Annotated in this window: 12 protein-coding genes; 7 read left to right on the top strand and 5 right to left on the bottom strand. The window is 54.8% G+C overall.

Features of this window, described 5'->3' with window-relative positions; all coding sequences use genetic code 11:
• Positions 1–8 precede the first annotated feature (8 nt).
• Genes WC359_08920 through WC359_08905 form a run of 4 tightly spaced genes read right to left on the bottom strand, consistent with a single transcriptional unit; the run spans position 9 to position 6476 of the window.
• Positions 9–2387, bottom strand: a complete 2379-nt coding sequence (locus tag WC359_08920; protein ID MFA5400547.1) for an alpha-galactosidase — start codon at positions 2385–2387, stop codon at positions 9–11.
• 37 nt (positions 2388–2424) lie between these two features.
• Positions 2425–4314 carry a hypothetical protein gene (locus WC359_08915; GenBank protein ID MFA5400546.1) on the bottom strand — a complete coding sequence of 630 codons (1890 nt, stop codon included), beginning with the start codon at positions 4312–4314 and terminating at the stop codon, positions 2425–2427.
• A gap of 50 nt (positions 4315–4364) precedes the next feature.
• Positions 4365–4835: a ribose 5-phosphate isomerase B gene (rpiB, locus tag WC359_08910; GenBank protein MFA5400545.1), complete on the bottom strand. Its 471-nt coding sequence runs from the start codon at positions 4833–4835 to the stop codon at positions 4365–4367.
• Between the two features lie 27 nt (positions 4836–4862).
• Positions 4863–6476 (bottom strand): alpha-glucosidase, encoded by a 1614-nt coding sequence (locus WC359_08905; protein MFA5400544.1) that lies wholly within the window; start codon positions 6474–6476, stop codon positions 4863–4865.
• Between the two features lie 196 nt (positions 6477–6672).
• Here WC359_08905 and WC359_08900 point away from each other — a divergent pair, with 196 nt between their 5' ends.
• The 3 genes from WC359_08900 to WC359_08890 all read left to right on the top strand — a co-directional run bounded on the left by WC359_08900 (position 6673) and on the right by WC359_08890 (position 12661).
• Positions 6673–7971, top strand: a complete 1299-nt coding sequence (locus WC359_08900; GenBank protein ID MFA5400543.1) for an MFS transporter — start codon at positions 6673–6675, stop codon at positions 7969–7971.
• Between the two features lie 136 nt (positions 7972–8107).
• A complete protein-coding gene (locus WC359_08895) occupies positions 8108–11083 on the top strand; it encodes a PAS domain S-box protein (protein MFA5400542.1) in 2976 nt (991 codons plus the stop codon).
• 69 nt (positions 11084–11152) lie between these two features.
• Positions 11153–12661 carry a GGDEF domain-containing protein gene (locus WC359_08890; protein MFA5400541.1) on the top strand — a complete coding sequence of 503 codons (1509 nt, stop codon included), beginning with the start codon at positions 11153–11155 and terminating at the stop codon, positions 12659–12661.
• A gap of 81 nt (positions 12662–12742) precedes the next feature.
• Here the strand turns inward: WC359_08890 and WC359_08885 are convergent, their stop codons facing one another.
• Positions 12743–13840 carry a uroporphyrinogen decarboxylase family protein gene (locus tag WC359_08885; protein MFA5400540.1) on the bottom strand — a complete coding sequence of 366 codons (1098 nt, stop codon included), beginning with the start codon at positions 13838–13840 and terminating at the stop codon, positions 12743–12745.
• Positions 13841–14058: 218 nt separating this feature from the next.
• Here WC359_08885 and WC359_08880 point away from each other — a divergent pair, with 218 nt between their 5' ends.
• Genes WC359_08880 through WC359_08865 form a run of 4 tightly spaced genes read left to right on the top strand, consistent with a single transcriptional unit; the run spans position 14059 to position 17082 of the window.
• Positions 14059–15678 (top strand): M81 family metallopeptidase, encoded by a 1620-nt coding sequence (locus WC359_08880; GenBank protein ID MFA5400539.1) that lies wholly within the window; start codon positions 14059–14061, stop codon positions 15676–15678.
• 27 nt (positions 15679–15705) lie between these two features.
• Positions 15706–16050 carry a ribonuclease G gene (locus WC359_08875; protein ID MFA5400538.1) on the top strand — a complete coding sequence of 115 codons (345 nt, stop codon included), beginning with the start codon at positions 15706–15708 and terminating at the stop codon, positions 16048–16050.
• 28 nt (positions 16051–16078) lie between these two features.
• On the top strand, positions 16079–16498 hold the full coding sequence (locus WC359_08870) for a zf-TFIIB domain-containing protein (protein MFA5400537.1): 420 nt from the start codon (positions 16079–16081) through the stop codon (positions 16496–16498).
• A gap of 17 nt (positions 16499–16515) precedes the next feature.
• Positions 16516–17082: a LemA family protein gene (locus tag WC359_08865; GenBank protein ID MFA5400536.1), complete on the top strand. Its 567-nt coding sequence runs from the start codon at positions 16516–16518 to the stop codon at positions 17080–17082.
• Positions 17083–17095: the final 13 nt, after the last annotated feature.

Genomic DNA, 17095 nt, shown 5'->3' with positions numbered 1-17095 from the left:
CGGTCCTCCTATTCCCACTGTATTTTTATCACGGCGCGTCCCCGGAAATCCAGGTCAAGCCTGTATATATCATCGTTTGCCTTTTCGAAGTTCGCGGCAGTGTTCCCGCAGCTTGCAGAAACGAGCCTGCCCGGCGTACTCAGCCAGAGAGAGCCGTGCGCTCTGCGCCCCATGTCGATCGTGCTTATCTCCAGGGCCTTGCCCGCAACTTGCCAGGACTCGATCTCGCAGCCCTGCGTGATATGAAGTGTATCTCCCACCAGCGTGGGAGCTTCCCCCTCGCGACAGATGCGCAGCATCCGGCAGCCGTGTGAGGGAATTGCCCCCAGCCCGATCCTGCCGGTCTGTTCCAGGCTGTGCTTCTTCCGCCAGAAATCAAAGACGTGCAGCCTCTGTCCGGTCTCGTATCCCAGACGGGTCAGGTCCAGGCTGCGCTCTGCCGCGCTCTTGCTCCAGTTGAAGACCGCAACGTCCTGCCATCTCATGCCGTTCTTGTTAAGAGGCAACCAGTACAGCTCTGCCATCTCCCTCTCAAGCAGGTCAAGCGGACGGCCGCTCACTCCCATCAGCGGTGTGAGCAGAGCCACCAGCTTCTGTCTCTCCACGGGCAGGCGGGTCAGGTCGTCGCTGCTTATCAGCAATCCGCCTGACAGCCCCACCAGGCTGAGGTTGCTGATAACCTCATCGTCGCTCAGTGTCGTATCGTAGTTGCGTACCATAAGGCAGTCGGGATCGTTCCACCACCATTGCTGGTGCAACGTGCTTAAATTGAGCGTGTGCCGGATATTATTGCACAGCGAACCGATGGATTTCTCGCTTTTTATGATGGGTGTTGCCCATTTGACGCTCCACAGGTAGGGAGTCCAGTTGGGAGCGGTATCGGGACCGATGCGCATGGCATCGACAATGCCCACCGCCGGCCCGAAGGGGCACCCGCAGCCCAGCAGAAAGGTATCTTCCCCAATGCCGGCCCTTACGGCCTCCATCCCTTTGCGGAAGGCCTGCGCGCGCGTAATCTTGGGATTTTGCCGAACACCCGGCAATGCGCCGGAGTAAACGAAATCGGTCTTGACGAAGCCGTAGCCCCACTTTCGGGCGATGGTCTCCAGCAGCGAACGCACGTGCTCCAGCACATCAGGCTGCGTCAGGTCCAGGGCATGCCCGTAAAAATCATAGAAATATCCGCTTACGATCGGCTTGCCTTTCTTATCCTTGACCAGCCATTCAGGATGCTCCTGCGCCGTCTTTGAGCGCGGATCAACCACGAACGGCGCCAGCCATAATCCTGAAGTGAACCCTTTCTTCTTGATATTGTCGGACAGATGCGCCAGTCCACGCGGGAATTTGACGTTGCAGGTGGTCCAGTCGCCCCAGGCCGATTGATAGCCGTCATCGAGTTGCACAATTTTAAAGGGGATGGTCTCCCTGATGCTGTCGATAGTGTTCAGGTTAGCGATAAAAAGGTCGGCAGTGATGGACTGGAAGAAATGGTACCAGTGCGTCCACTGCGCCGGCGGGGGAACGGCCGGGACGCGCGCCTTCATCTGCCTCGCCACAGCCTGAACGTAATCGGCCGCCGGGTCCGCACAGGGCAGATCGATGAATTGCAGATATCCCCATTCGGACTTGAATGTCTCGCCCGGCTCCAATAAAACGCCATCCGCCTGCGCCGTTAATGTCAGCTCCGCTGCGCCACTCCTGCAATTAACGTGCAGAACACCGAACTGATCGGCTGTTGAGGCGAACCCCGCCAGCAAGGCCGACCTCTGATCGGTCAGCAGACCCCAGCCGTCACCCCAGAATTCACCCTTCCTCCTGCCTATGGGCAGGGCCGGATTATACAGCTGCTTGCTGATAAACGGCCGCATAATCAGCAGCGAATTCACATCCCGTTCCTTACTCTGTCGTAAACCCGAGTACACCCAGTCATGCCATCCCACTTTAAAGAAATTCAATGTCCCGCCGCCTGCGAAATCCACTCTCCCACCGCAGGCTGTTTCAGCCTGCAGCAGATGCATATCGTGCAGGCAGATATCTGACCGGCTGCTGTTGGTTACCTCCAGTCGCATTAAAAGAAAAGGCCTGTCATCGTACAGATTGATCAGGTAACCCAGCTCCAGCCCATCCATGCGGCCGGAGCTGGTGAAACGGTATTGCCTGCCCCTGCCGTGGACGTCTTCCAGCGGCTGACCGGCGCTTTCGGTTTTCCCCCCGGCAAAGCCGGCAGTACGTTTATTTCCGTCCGGAGTGGCATAGCTGAGTCCGATGAGGGCGCCGGCAACCGAGAGGGCGGTATTATCACGACGGTCTGCGCTGATCCTGCCGCTTCTCATGTCGAAAGAGATACGCCAGAGCTGATTTTCGACTACTTGTCCTTTATCTTCCATCGCTGTCAACCTTAAGTCTTATTTTTATCACCATATATCATCGCCGCGGGATTATCCTCATGGTATGTATCTCGCGCTCTGCGCTATGTGTATATATAAGCAACTGGTTGTCGGCGTCTCTCACGATTGAGCCGTCCGACAGTTTGACATCGTAACCACCGGGATATTGATAATCGGGGACAAAGACCTCCGTCGGCTTAACAACTGTCGGATCGTGGCGGAACTCGAACTCGAAAATTCGCTTCTTTATATCGAAGGATATTCGCAGCGGCCGGCCGGTGGTAGCCCGTGGATAAGGCCTGACCACTGCCTGCAGCGCACGGCCTCCCGAATTGATATCGGAGGGATCCTTGCGCTGGTCCAGCCCGTAAATGGAAAAGTTTTCCAGGTTCCAGTGGTCGCCGTATTTGTTGTCGTTGAAAGCGTCATAGGTCCAGAGATTGTAGCTGAGCAGGTTGGCATCCAGCGCCTTAAACAGCCGGTCCCACTCCTTGATGTGCGCACTGTAATCCCCGGTCCCAAAGGCTTCCCTCTTATTCATGTCGTAACAGATGCCTATCTCTCCGATGACCGTCGGCACGCCCCCGCACAATCCGTTCCCCAACTCCTTGATACGCCGCATCTGATCGTTGAATGACCTTTGCACCATTCCGGGCGTCCCTATCACGGCTCTGCCGGTCAGCTTATCGTGGCCCACCAGCGCATTAGGGAAGAAGTGATATGCCTTTGTAATCCAGTGCACGTCGTCATACCAGTGCGGTTTATACACGATATGCCGGCTGTTGTCGGCGCCCATATTCGGCGGACGATAATCCACGTTGGGTGGAGTTATAAGTATCATAGCCCGGGGATCAACCGTGTGAATCGTGTCGGCAAAGCGTTCAAAATAAGGCTTCTGGTAGTCATCGGTAAAGTTCACTTTCCTGCCGTTTTTGATGGAGAAATAATCAGGTTGCAGCAGGACCGGTTTGCCTGATTTATCGATGTCCCAGACCCCGTTGGCTTTCCAGATGCAATCCCTGCCCTCTTTCCATGCCCTTACACCACGGGGATTAAGCATTCTAGTGCCGAGCAGCTTGGGCAAGAAAGACTTCCAGATTTCTACCTCCATCGAGATTCCGTCGGCCAGTAACATGCCCTGATACGCAGTGGGTGTATCGCCTTTCTTATATTGATACCAGTCTGTAGAATTCAGGTCACTGCAGGCGATATAGCCGCGATAGGGTTCGTTCATCGTATCATAGCCCAGCACAGCAGGCAGACCTTTCAACCTTTCAGCTACTTTTTTATAGGCGTTCAGCAGATGACCCTGCAGGTATTCCTGCACAGGCTGGCCGTCCACCTTTGTTGACGGCGCAAAATCGTCCCCGCCGAAGAAAAGTGTGAACATGGTGGCCGCCGCCATTTTGAATCCGTTGGTGGCCCAGATCTGGGGCGAGTAATCCGAGCCGTATTCCTGGTGTGTGATGGCAGCGCCGGTCTCCTTAAATTTGGTTATATCGAGGCCGACGACATCGAATGTCCATCCCGGCGCCCCGCAGCCCCCTGTAAAGCGGCTCCAGATGTCCTGGCGCGTCTCTATATACAGCAGCAGACCATGTTCACCCGCCTTTTCAACTATTTTATACAGGTAATCGAGATACTCCTCATCGTAAATGCCCGGACCGGCGTGCTCAAGGGCTTCCCAGGGCACCAGAAAACGATAGAAGGTCAGTCCCCAGCGCTTCAGTCTACTGAAATGCTCGTCTGCTTCAGCCAGAGGGAAGGGGCGTCCCACGAATGATACGTTGCGATGGTCGAAGAAACCTTCCCTGATATGTGTGGAGCCGTCCGGCTTAAACGGAACCTTGGCATCCAGGTTAACGCCGCGCAGTATGACCGTCCGGTCGAACTCATCCTTGAAGTTGACGCCTTCTATCCTGATCATTATTGCTTCTTGCCTCCCTGCATATCAGGTTGTACGTCCTGATCACATAATCAGGGTTCCTTATTTGTAAGGGATTTTTTCTCGATAGCCAGGAGCTTGTTAAGCCGGCGCTGATGTTTATCCTCACCGCCGAACTTAGCATTAAGAAAGGCTGTAACTATCTCTGCGGCCAGCTCGATGCCTATTATCCGGGCGCCCAGGCAGAGCACATTCATATCGACATGCTCCACGCCCTGGTGTGCCGAAAAAGTGTCATGGCATACGCAGGCTCGCACGCCCGCCACCTTATTGGCGGTGATACACACCCCTACGCCGCTGCCGCATATAAGAACGCCGCGCCAAACCTTTCCCGACGCTACAGCCTTTGCCGTCGCGCCGGCGTAATCAGGATAATCGTCGGCAGCATCATAGGCCAGCGGACCGACATCCATAATATCGTACCTGCCCCGCAGACGCCTGATAAGTTCACCCTTCATCTCAAAGCCGACATGGTCTGAACCAAAGGCAACAACCTGTTTCATCTTTGTTTTTCCTCCGCCGGCGTAAATTTATTTTGATTTCTCCAGTATCAGGGCCTCATAGGGAAATACTTCAAAACTCCCGCTGCCGATTGAAGTGCCGCCGCTGCGGTACGTACCCAGCAGCACGCTCCACTGGCCGGCCGGTGTACAGGTATGCGAGAGCCTGTTTGCCGAGAAATTCAGCATAACATAAACCTTATTGTTCCGGTAGGTCCTGCAATAGGACATTATATCTTTATGCGAGGGCGATTTCTCGAAGCTGCCCATTTGCAATACAGCCTTTTCCCGTCTGAGCGCCGTCAATCGCCTGTAAAAATTCAGCACCGAGGTGGGCTCCTGCAACTGAATATCTACGTTGATCTCCGCATAGTCGTCATTGAGGGGCAACCAGGGCTTGACTTCCGAGAACCCGGCGTGAGGACCCCCGTTCCACTGCATGGGATTTCGTTCGCCGTCTCTGCCTTTGACGATAGGCCAGTACATCTTGCCTATGGTGTCCATTACATCCTTTCTGGTGATCCGGCTGTTGGGCATGCCGATCTCCTCACCGTAATATAGAAAAGGCGTGCCCCATATGGTGAGCAGCATAGCCGCCAGCACTTTCGCTCGTTTAACAGTATCCTCGCCGGCGGCGTAGCGTGTCACCGCTCGCGGCCGGTCATGATTGGAGAGCACGTTGCAGGGCCAGCCCTTTGGCGGGATGAGTGAATACCAGTTCGTCAGGGCGTCCGAGAATCTGTGCGCGCCCCATTTCGAGAATACCATAGAGAACTCGAACGACAGGTGGGCGAGCTCACCTTCATCACCCAGGTAGGCGGCGGCCATGGACGGGCCTTCCTCGGCAACGAAGACCTCTCCCACCATCATGCGGTCCTGGTACTCATCCAGTACGGCACGCATCTCCTTGAGTATGTCATACATGCCGGGCTGGTTCCTGGTGTAAAGGTGCTTCTGAAAGCCGTTGAAGGGCCCTGCTGCCAGTGAGATCGGATTGTTACGCAACTCGTCGTCCTTGAGGAAATAATTGAGAATGTCGTAGCGGAAGCCGTCCACCCCTTTATCCAGCCAGAACCTCATAGTATCGTATATCTCTTTTTTAACCACCGGGTTACGCCAGTTAAGGTCGGGCTGCGTCTTGAGAAACGAATGCAGGTAATATTGCCCGGTGGTTTTATCCCACTCCCAGGTGCTGCCGCCCACCAGCGCCTTCCAGTTAGTTGGGGGCCCGCCCCCTTTTTTATCATGCCAGATATACCAGTCCCGCCTGGGGTTGTCCCTTGACGAGCGGGACTCTTTGAACCAGGCGTGCTGATCGGAAGTGTGGTTTACCACCAGGTCCATGATGATGCGTATACGGTGGTTATGAGCCTCACACAGCAGTTCCTCGAAATCCTTCATGCTTCCATAGAGAGGATTTATCGTGCGGTAATCGGCTACATCGTAGCCCGAATCGACCATGGGGGAGGCATTGATGGGACCCAGCCAGATGCCGTCGATGCCCAGATCGGCCAGGTAATCCAGCTTTGCAGTTATACCTTTTAAATCCCCTGAGCCATCTTTGTTGGTATCGTAATAGCTGCGCGGCCAGATTTCACACATGACGCCATGCTTCCACCAGACATAGCCGCCTTCACCCTGCATGCTTGCACCCCCTTAATAAAAATCATTTGATGTAAATATTGAATGTGGATCTTATATAAATTCACAGATAACGGCGCCGCGGAGGCTATTATTACACTGCGGGCCTTGGATACGCAACCCACAGCGGCGGCGGCAATTCAGACCGGAGAAGCAATAGGCCGATCGAAGGCTCCGCACCGCATGATTAATATAGAACATGATAGAATGTCCCATGCTCTCCGGAGGAGGCCATTACCAGACAGGGGGCTGGAAGGCACACTGGATACTAATAGTATGCCTGCTTCTATATACGCTCAGCTACATGGACCGCGTGGTGCTGACGGTGGTGCTGCAGCCTATGAAGCTCGAGATGGGGTGGAGCGATACGCAACTCGGCGCCATACAGACCGTCTATATGTTGAGCTACGGCGCACTGGCTATACCCACCGCTTACCTGGTCGACCGCTGGAGCAGAAAGAAGTCCATAGGTGTGCTGGCGCTCATGCTGAACGCCTTCAGCGGTCTGACCGGCCTGGCCTGGAATTTTTTGTCCGTGATAATACCCAGGATCTTTTGCGGCGCAGGCGCCAGCGGTGTGGTAACCGGCAGCATCGCCATGGTCACCGCAGCCTATCCCAAGATCAGGCACGGCAGGGCTATGGGCATTTTCAACATGGGAATACCCCTGGGCATTGCGCTCGGCGCCATCGTGGGGGGAGTAATGGCGCACCATTTCGGCTGGCGCTCCCCTTTCCTGTTGCTGGGCGGGATCGGCCTTTTATTATCGCTGGCCGCATTCTTCCTCAGGGACTATAAAACAGTTAAAGAAGGGGTAACGGTCAGCCTGGGAGGACTGTGGCAATCCATTGTAGCGTTGCTCAAGATCCCCACGCTGCGCTGGTATTATCTGGGGTATGCAATGATGCTGGTCACCAGCCTGGCCCAGATCAACTGGATGCCCACCTACCTGATCCGCCAGTTCAACATGGGCACCGATACCGCAGGTTACCTGACCTGCATCATCAGCCTGGTAGCCATCATCGGCGCTCCCCTGGGCGGTGTACTCTCCGACTTCTGGTATAAAAGAAACAGGAAGGGCAGGCTCTGGCTGCCTGCCTTATCTTCCTCAGTATCTGCTCTCATCATGGCGGCCTCGTTCCTGGCCTTCAGCATCAATTTTGCGCTCGGCCTGATCTTGATCTTCATTTTCGGCATCATAAACATGACCGCCATACCGGCATTAAGCGTTATATCACAGGACGTTGTGCCGGTGGCGCACAAGGGACTTTCCCACGGAGTCGCCGCGTTATGCATGTACGCCCTGGGCGGCGCCTGGGCGCCGGTGCTGGTCGGAAGCATCTCGGATGCCCTGGGGGGTGGCGCCGCCGGCCTGATGTGGGCTGTGGTCATCGCCTGCTCGGGGGGACTGCTGGCCTGCATTTGCTTCGTAATAGGAGCAAGACACTATATTGCGGATGAGGACAGGGTTAGAGGTTCTCTGCTCAGTTCGGACTAATAATCGACCTCCTGCGCGGCAGACCGTGCTCCGTTACAGTACTAAAGTCGTATAGCATTTATCACCTGACCATGTATAATGGTTTTAATACTATTGGGAAGCCCTGCCCCGGTTAAGTATCGTAACGGAGACTTTGATGTCTGCCAGAGATAAAGGCGAGAGTGCCAAAAAGAGCAAGAAGGCGACTGTCAAGAAAACCACTCGCAAAAAGGCCGGCGCCGGCAGTGCCGCACATCAGCTCGTATTTGTCTCGGCAGACGAGACACGCTACAGCGAACTCTTCAACCACATGAGCAGCGGGGTGGCCGTTTACGAGGCGGTGGATGACGGGGAAGACTTTATCATCAAAGACTTCAACCCTGCCGCCGAGAGAATCGAGCGCATAAGCCGCGATGAAGTGCTTGGCCAGCGCGTTACCGAGGTCTTCCCGGGCGTTAAAGACCTCGGTCTGCTGGAAGTATTACAGAAGGTCTGGCGCAAGGGCGAATCCCAGTATCTACCCGATAGTATATACCGCGATAGTCGCGATCCCGGCTCATGGCGCGAGCACTGGGTATACCGCATGCAAAGCGGCGAAATCGTTTCGATCTATAACGACATTACCGAGCGCAGGCTGGCCGAACACGCTCTGCGCCAGTCCGAGGTCAGGATGAACAGCATCCTCTCAGCCATGACTGAGCTGGTATTTGTCCTTGATGACGAGGGCAGGTTTGTGAGCTACCACGGCGCATCTCAGGAGCTTTACGCCGATCCCGACGCCTTCATGGGCAAAAAATACAGCGACATTATGCCTCCTCATTTCAATGAGCTAGCCGCTGATGCCATCGCCCGAAACAGGGCGGGAGAAACCTTACGTATGGAATACAGCCTCCAGATGCCGGTCGGCTTACAGCATTACGCCGCGACCATGTCTCCTATTATGATCGACGGCAGGTATAACGGATCCGTGCTGGTGGCGCGCAATGTAACGGAGAGCCGACTATCTTTAGAGGCGCTGAGCGCCAGCGAGGAGAAATTCCGCACGCTGGTTGAGAATATCAATGATTTAATGTACACGCTGGACGCTGAGGGTCATGTCACCTACGCCAGCCCAGCCGTTGAGCGCTTCACCAAGTATAAGGTCGCCGAGCTGATCGGGCAGCCGTTCATGCCCTTGATTCACCCGGATGATTTGCCGGGCCTGCTTGGAAGCTTCGACCGTTTGCTCTCGGGCCAGCTTGAGCCCTGGGAATTTCGTGTCCTGGATAAAGACGGCCGTATTATCTGGGTCCGCTCCTCCAGCCGTCCTGTCTATAACGAGGGCAAAATAGTTGAGATCAATGCTCTGATGACCGACATAACGGAACATAAGCAGACCGAATTTGCGTTGCGGGAGAGCGATGAGCGCCTCAAACTAACGCTGGAGGCGGTCAACGAAGGCGTGTTTGACTGGACCATCCCGGAAAACAAAGCAGTCTACAGCCCCAGCAACTATACCATGCTCGGCTACGAGCCGTACGAGTTCCCCCAGGATCCCCAGGCATGGAAGGACCTGGTCCACCCTGACGACGTCGATGAAGGGGAGAGGGAGGTCCGCGATCATATAGAGATCGGAGAGGGTTATTCGGTTGAGGTTCGCATGCGTGCCAAATCGGGTGAGTGGCACTGGATACTGATACGCGGCAGGGTGGTGGAAAAGGATGCGGGAGGAAAGGCCATCAGGATAGTAGGGACGCATTCAGACATAACCAGTCGCAAACAGGCGGAGCAACTGCTGAGCAGGCAGCGGGAGGAATACCGCACTATCCTGGACTCGGTGCCGCTGATAATAACCTATATTGACAGGAACGGACGCATTATCCGTATTAACAAAGCGGGCGCGGATGCTCTGGGAATGCCACCCAGAGAGGTGGTGGGCAAAACGTTTAAGGACTTCTTCCCCCCAGATCAGGCGGAGCGCTTCCTGACGCTCAGTCGCCAGGTAATGGAAACCAAAATACACTTGGTTGGCAGGGTGGGCAGCACCATACTGCCTTCACAGAAGGTTATCTGGACTCATACTGATATCGTGCCCTATCTTGACAGTAACGACAATGCGATAGGCAGTATCAATGTCGTGATGGATATCACCGGGCGTAAGCTGGCGGAAGATGCGCTTCAGGAGAGCGGGGAACGCTTCAGGAACATGGCCAACCTGCTGCCCCAGACGATTTTCGAGACCGACGAGAAAGGCAATTTCACCTTCGTCAGCAGCCAGGGATACCAGACATTCGGCTATACCGAGGCGGACGTCGCCGCAGGTATGCACGTGCTTCAGACCATTATTCCCGAGGACCACGCAAGGGCAGTAGAAAGTATAGCGAGGAGGATCGGCGGGGAAAAGTTCCCTCCCAACGAGTACACGGCCATAACAAAAGATGGAAGAACATTCCCGGTCCTTGTTTATGCGGACCCCATTCTTAAAGCAGGCGTCTATGCCGGCATGCGCGGTATGCTGATCGACATTACCGAGCGCAAGCAAATGGAGCAAAACCTCAAGGAGAGCATCGAAAGGCTGCACAAGACACTGGGTGACGCAGTAGTAACCATGGGCGCCATAGTCGAGATGAAAGACCCCTATACGGCCGGCCATCAGCTGCAAGTAGCCCGGCTGGCGGCAGCCATCGCGCAGGAGATGGGGCTGCAAGAGGAGCAGGTGAATATTATCCGGACCGCTGCAGCCATACACGACATCGGCAAAATCTATGTCCCCTCGGATATACTGGCCAAGCCCGGCAAGCTGGGCGCACTCGAGGTTTCCATCATCAGGACCCATGCCCAGGGCAGCTATGACATCTTGAAGAACATCGACTTCGGTGGTCCGGTTGCCCAGATAGCCCTGCAGCATCACGAGAGGCTGGACGGCTCGGGCTATCCGCACGGGCTGAAGGAGAGCGGGATCATGCTTGAGGCCAGAATCCTGGCCGTTGCCGACGTGGTGGAGGCCATTTCATCGCACCGCCCCTACCGGCCCTCTCTGGGCATCGAAAACGCCCTCGCGGAGATACAACAGAACAGGGGCAAGCTCTACGATCCCGGCGCAGTCGATGCCTGCCTCAGAATATTCAACGAGCACCGCTTTCAATTTGAGTGATACACACAAGTCATTGCCTTTATCCGATGCAACTGATATCCTGTTCCGCGAGGGGGTGGAACCGAAGAAATGAGATGGCCTGATCTTAACCGCCTGGATGGCTATCTTCCTCCGGAGCTTGAAAAGGCATATCGCCAGCAATATCTCAAAAGCGATGTCAAGGTGGCCGCTTTATCCATGCTGCTACTGGCGATCTTTCTCATTGGCTTTGCCTACAACGACTATGTGCTCTTCGGATTTACTTCCACATTTTATTTCCTCATCGCGTTGCGGGGCATCTATTTAATCTATTTCGGCATCCTGGTGTCTTACCTTTGGAGGAACCAGGATGCCGTGAAATACGACTGGAATATATTCCTGTGGCTGATGCTGAGCATGATACTGGTGATCATCATCAACCTGAGCCGTCCGGCCGGATACTCCGGGAATATTCCGGTCGATGTCATACTTATCCTCGTGGTCTATCTGGCCATGCCCATGCGGCTGCTGTTCAGGACGTTGGGCGCATTGATCTTTACCTTAAGCGATATATTTATATTTTTCATCCTTCGGCATGCGACATCGTCGGTGGGCGAATATGCCGCCATTTTTTCACTGGTGATGGCGAATGTGATCGGTATTTACGCATCGGCCCGCCTGTACTCCTTCAGGAGGAGTTCGTTTAAAGCCAGCCATGAAGAGCGAATCGCCCGCAATGAGATTAAAAAGGATGCCGAGATCTGGCAGGCGACCTTCGATTCAATCAGAGACCTGGTATCAATACAGGATTCTCAGTACCGCCTGGTGCGGGTCAATAAGGCCTACAGGGAAGCCTTCGGGCAAACACCGGGCGTGCCGATAGGAAGCCATTGCTACGAGGTGGTGCACGGCACTTCCGAACCTATCGCTACCTGCCCCCACCGGCAGGTGTTGCAGACAGGTAAGTCGGCAACTACCGAGATTTTCGAGCCGCGACTGGGCGTCTACCTCGAGATCTCATGTTCGCCTATCATCCGTGAGGACGGTACACTCGAAGGCACAGTGCACATTGCCAAAGACATCACCGCGCGTAAAAGGCTGGAGGAGAAGCTGACTCAGATGGCGACCATGGATAACCTGACCGGCCTGCCCAACAGGGCATTACTCAACGACCGCTTCGACATCGCCCTGGCCAATGCCCGGCGTAAGAATGAGTCTATGGCCTTTATGATACTGGACCTCGACCGCTTTAAAAATATCAACGACTCATTCGGGCATGCCGTCGGCGATATGCTGCTGGTGGCGGTCGCCGGCAGGCTGACCGCGCTGCTGCGTAAAGGCGATACGGTGGCCCGAATAGGCGGGGACGAGTTCGCCGTGCTGCTGCCCGAGATAAAAAGAGCAGAGGACGCCACCCAGCTCGCGCAGAAGATCATTGAAGCTTTCCATGAGCCCTTCAGCCTCGACGGCAGACAACTGTCGGTAACCACCAGTATAGGTATCGCCGGATATCCCGCCGACGGCGAGGACCTGGAGACCCTGGCAAAAAATGCCGATACCGCCATGTATCAGGCCAAGGAAAAAGGCCGCAATATCTATAAAATGTACGAAGGCTATTAGAAAGGGACGCGCCAAACGTTTCGTCTCTTTACCTGCTGACGAGCTCTAAATAGCAGCAGGGCGACCGCCAGCTTCACTTCATCAGGCCGTACCGGGCATAGGATAGTTCCCGTATTTACGGGCCGCCCTGACCAGGGCTACGTAGTTCTCCCCCTTGCAGCCCGGATGGATGGTGTTGGATGAGCTGATGATGTAACCTCCGCCGGGCGCGGCGACTGCAATAGTCTTTTTCACAGCCTCGTCCACCTCTTCTTCAGTTCCGAAAGGCAACAGTATCTCGCAATCGATATTGCCCAGCAGGCAGAAGCGATTGCCGTAGCGGGCTTTGGCCTCGGCTATATCCATGCACTGCGGCTGTATGGGGTGCATGCCATTGAAGCCGGCTTCAGCCATCCTGTCCATGATGCGCCACAGCTTGCCGTCCGAATGCTTGATCACCTTCAGGCCGCGCTTGTGCACGAAATCATTGATCTCTTTATGGTATGGATAGAGATACTCCTCATAATGCGCGGGGGACATCATGGTGGCATAATTATGCGCCAGGTCGCTCACCAGTGCTATGGCATCCGCCCCCAAACCAATGGCGCGATCTATTGCCTCCAAAATATAATCCGTGCAGATACGCGCCAGGTCCTTAACGAACGAAGGGTCCTCAACATAAAAATACAACAGCTTCTGCATACCACCCATCATCGCCCAGCTCTCGCGGAATGGCCCCGTCATGTGAAAAACATGGGCGATATCCGGTCCCAGCTTCTCCCGCGACAGCATCAGCATGAGAAATTCGGTGTCCTGCGGGTGGGCGATTTTCAGCTTTTTAAGGTCTCCGGGGCCGGCTACCGGTCCTTCGACGGGTATACCGTCACCCTCCCTGTCCACATAAAGTACCCTTCCCCAGGCGTCTTTGATATGCTTCTCGTCGATCGGCTCCCGCGTGTACAGGTGGATGGATGTCAGCGCGTCCAACTCCAGCCTGCGGGCAACCAGGTAAAGCAGGTTGAGCAGCCTTAGCTTCTCTTCCAGCGTCATCTGGTGCACCAGTTTCACAGGAGGAACGTCGTCGGTAAAGAGCCGCCCGATCTTGATGATGGACTCCTCATTGAAGGCCAGTTCCCATACGGGAACCCTGTCAGGTTGACCTCCCGATAGAGCCGTTAGAAAACGTTCTTTACCGTTCATAATCCGATAATAGACATTAAAGCGGATGTGTTATCTGCCTCGCTATTGCGAGGCCGCATGAAATATATACGGCAGGTAAGGCTTTGTCAAGGAATGCACTCGCTTCAGTTCCACGGGCATAAACTCATATCGGTTTCACTTTAATCCCCGGGCAGGCCGGAAATTGACCGGATATCAACCCACAACTATAATTCCTTAAGGCAGGGAGGTATTTGAGAATGCTTAAGCATACTGCCGGGCCGGTCTGCCTGGCGATCTTTTTATTGCTCACGGGATGTATCCAACCTGCAGGCACGGTAGAAACGGTGCTACTACAGCCGGGCGCGCCGCAGAAGGTTATTGCAGTGGTGGACCTGGAACAGGAGACCAACGCATTTTCGCCCGTCAAAACTACGCTTAAAGATTTTCAGGCGCGCGACCTTTATTACGGCGATGCCATGATAGCTCCCAGCCTGGAGCAGAGAGACCAGGTGGCGGGGTTCCTGCAGGCGGTCGAAGACTTTGGCAAAGGCAATATCAGAATTGTACCTATCATGGAAGCCAAGGCGGCGTCCGGCGGGCCCGTAGAAAAAGAGGTATATGCCGGCTTTAAAAACGAGATAATGTCGCGGCTGCGCGATGCTGGAAAGCTGGACGGCATCTATCTCTCTCTGCACGGCTCAATGGAGGTGGAGGGGCTGGTCGATCCCGAAGGCGATCTTCTGCAGGCCATCAGAGACGAGTTCGGCGATCAAATCCCCGTAGGTACCTCATATGACCAGCATGCCAATATGACAGAGAAAAAAGCCACGCTGGCCACGTTCATTGTGGGATACAAGACCAACCCGCACAGGGATTTCTTTAACACCGGATACACCAGCGGCAAAATCCTTGTGCAGACCGTTCTGGGGGAGGTAAGCCCCACCATGGTTGTGAACAAACTACGGCTGCTGCGAGGCGGCGGCACCATGATGGATTTCCTGGCCCCCATGGACCGCATCTTCGGCCGTATGAAGCAAATGGAGCAGTCTCCAAACGTGCTCTGCGTATCCAATTTCCTGGTTCACCCCTTCCTGGATGAGCCGGAACTGGGATGGAGCACGGTGGCGGTCACAAACAACAACCCGGAGCTGGCAAACAGGCTGGCGGATGAGATCGCCGACCTCGACTGGTCCGTACGCGGTTATAAAGTCACGCAGAAGATATTATCGCCATCTGAGGCGGTCAGGGCCGCGCGCGACAGCTGGCTGGAGCGGCTGCTGGGGACTACCATGTTCTGCGATCTTTCCGACACGGTGGGCACCGGAAGCCCGGGCGAGAATACCTGGATACTCAAAGCGCTGGCGGAAGAGGGCCCTGATCTGGTCTCCTATGTTACCGTACGGGACGCCGAAGTAGTGCAACAGCTCCGGGACACACCACTCAATCAAGAAGTCACGGTCTCGGTCGGGGGCAAGCTGGAAAAGGTGTACAACAGGCCTTACACATTTAGCGGACAGCTTATCTTCAGGGGAGAAAGCAGGGACGGCACCAAATCCAGCGGCAGGGCTGTCGTAATCAGGAACCGGGGCACGCACCTGATTGTAACCGAGGAGGCCCCCAATACTTACTTCCCCAGCTTCTTCACCAGCCTGGGCCTGGATTTGATGAAAGCGGACGTTGTCGTGGCCAAGAACCTTTTCCCCTTCCGCATCAGGTTCCTGCAATACAATCGCAAGACCTTCAACGTGGTCAGCGCCGGTACGACCAATATCGACGTTTTCCAGATCGACTATACAAAGATCACCCGTCCCATTTATCCGCTTGATGAAGTTGATTCCTGGCAGTGGAAGAAATGGGAAAATCCGCCGGCCAAATAAATAACAGTGAATTAAGAGGATATCATCATGACAGATATGAAAGTCGATGCAAAGGGGACCGCAGCGCCGGTCGCAACCGGGAGGTGGAACTGGGGCGCCTTCCTCATGACCTGGATCTGGGGCCTGTGCAACGGCACTTACATCGCCCTGCTGGCATTGCTACCCGTAGTGAACATTGTTATGGCCGTCATCCTGGGCATTAAAGGCGGAAGGTGGGCCTGGAAGAACAGGCGGTGGGAGAATGTCGAGCAATTCACCAGGGTGCAGGGGCTGTGGGCGGCATTCGGATTCGGGCTGCTGGCGGGATGTGTGCTCGTACTGGCTATCGTAGTTGTCCTGCTCATGGTAACCTTCAATAACGTTTTCATGTAGTAAAATAATGGTCGGGAAATGAACGATCGTGAAATGCCCGGTATGTAAGATAACCACGACTGCGGTCGAGTTCGATAAAATCGAGCTCGATTACTGTGCGGCCTGCCGCGGCATATGGTTCGATAGAGGTGAACTGGAGCTGTTGCTGGATACGCTGACCAGGGAAACTGCGCGGGACCTGGTAGACAGCCTGATGCAGAGGCCTGCGCTGAATGCATCGGAAAAAAGCAGGAGATGCCCTATCTGCCGGAGAACGATGAGAAAGATCGATATCGGATCAGGCCGGGAGATACTCATAGATGTATGTAATTACGGCCACGGGCTGTGGTTCGACGGCGGGGAATCGGGCGCCCTGATCGAGCAATTGAAAATTGATCAACCTGATACGGCGGATCCGCTGTATATGGCTCTTTTCTATATCAGGGATACTCTTCAGGGCAAATCATAAGATCGGAGGTAAAAATAATGCTGATTGCTATCTTCGTAATAATCGCCGTTGCCATTATCATAGTCCTGGTAATCGCAGGTATTTACAACGGGCTGGTGGGCGCGCGGAACCAGGTTAAAAACGCCTGGGCGCAGATCGATGTACAGCTCAAAAGGCGGCATGATCTCATACCCAACCTGACCGAGACGGTAAAGGGCTATATGCAGCACGAAAGAGGCACGCTTGAGGCAGTGACCAATGCCAGGAACATGGCCATCAAGGCAGTGGACAGCGGCGTGGCCGCGCAGGCCAGGGCGGAAGGCGTGCTGAGCCAGGCTCTGGGCAGGCTGTTTGCCGTGGCCGAGAATTATCCCGACCTCAAAGCCAGCCAGAATTTCCTGGCCCTGCAGGAGGAGCTGACCTCCACTGAGAACAAGATCAGCTTCTCGCGGCAGTTCTACAACGACTCCGTGATGCAATATAACAACAAGATAGAGATGTTCCCCTCCAATATCATAGCTTCCATGGGAAACTTCAAAGCAAGCGAGTCCTTTGAAGTCACCGATGCGGTCGAACGCGAGGCTCCCAAAGTAAGCTTCAGTTAAACGGTGCCGGCCA

The sequence above is a fragment of the Dehalococcoidia bacterium genome (assembly GCA_041653995.1).
In the GTDB taxonomy this organism is placed as follows: Bacteria; Chloroflexota; Dehalococcoidia; order GIF9; family UBA5629; genus CAIMUM01.
This window is presented reverse-complemented; position numbering and strand designations above follow the sequence as displayed.

Bases quoted from the DNA above. Each gene is read 5' to 3' on its own strand.
- WC359_08920 (MFA5400547.1), bottom strand. From the start codon at position 2,387: ATGGAAGATAAAGGACAAGTAGTCGAAAATCAGCTCTGGCGTATCTCT.
- rpiB (MFA5400545.1), bottom strand. From the start codon at position 4,835: ATGAAACAGGTTGTTGCCTTTGGTTCAGACCATGTCGGCTTTGAGATG.
- WC359_08875 (MFA5400538.1), top strand. From the start codon at position 15,706: ATGACAGATATGAAAGTCGATGCAAAGGGGACCGCAGCGCCGGTCGCA.
- WC359_08885 (MFA5400540.1), bottom strand. From the start codon at position 13,840: ATGAACGGTAAAGAACGTTTTCTAACGGCTCTATCGGGAGGTCAACCT.
- WC359_08915 (MFA5400546.1), bottom strand. From the start codon at position 4,314: ATGATCAGGATAGAAGGCGTCAACTTCAAGGATGAGTTCGACCGGACG.
- WC359_08890 (MFA5400541.1), top strand. From the start codon at position 11,153: ATGAGATGGCCTGATCTTAACCGCCTGGATGGCTATCTTCCTCCGGAG.
- WC359_08905 (MFA5400544.1), bottom strand. From the start codon at position 6,476: ATGCAGGGTGAAGGCGGCTATGTCTGGTGGAAGCATGGCGTCATGTGT.
- WC359_08865 (MFA5400536.1), top strand. From the start codon at position 16,516: ATGCTGATTGCTATCTTCGTAATAATCGCCGTTGCCATTATCATAGTC.
- WC359_08895 (MFA5400542.1), top strand. From the start codon at position 8,108: ATGTCTGCCAGAGATAAAGGCGAGAGTGCCAAAAAGAGCAAGAAGGCG.
- WC359_08900 (MFA5400543.1), top strand. From the start codon at position 6,673: ATGATAGAATGTCCCATGCTCTCCGGAGGAGGCCATTACCAGACAGGG.
- WC359_08880 (MFA5400539.1), top strand. From the start codon at position 14,059: ATGCTTAAGCATACTGCCGGGCCGGTCTGCCTGGCGATCTTTTTATTG.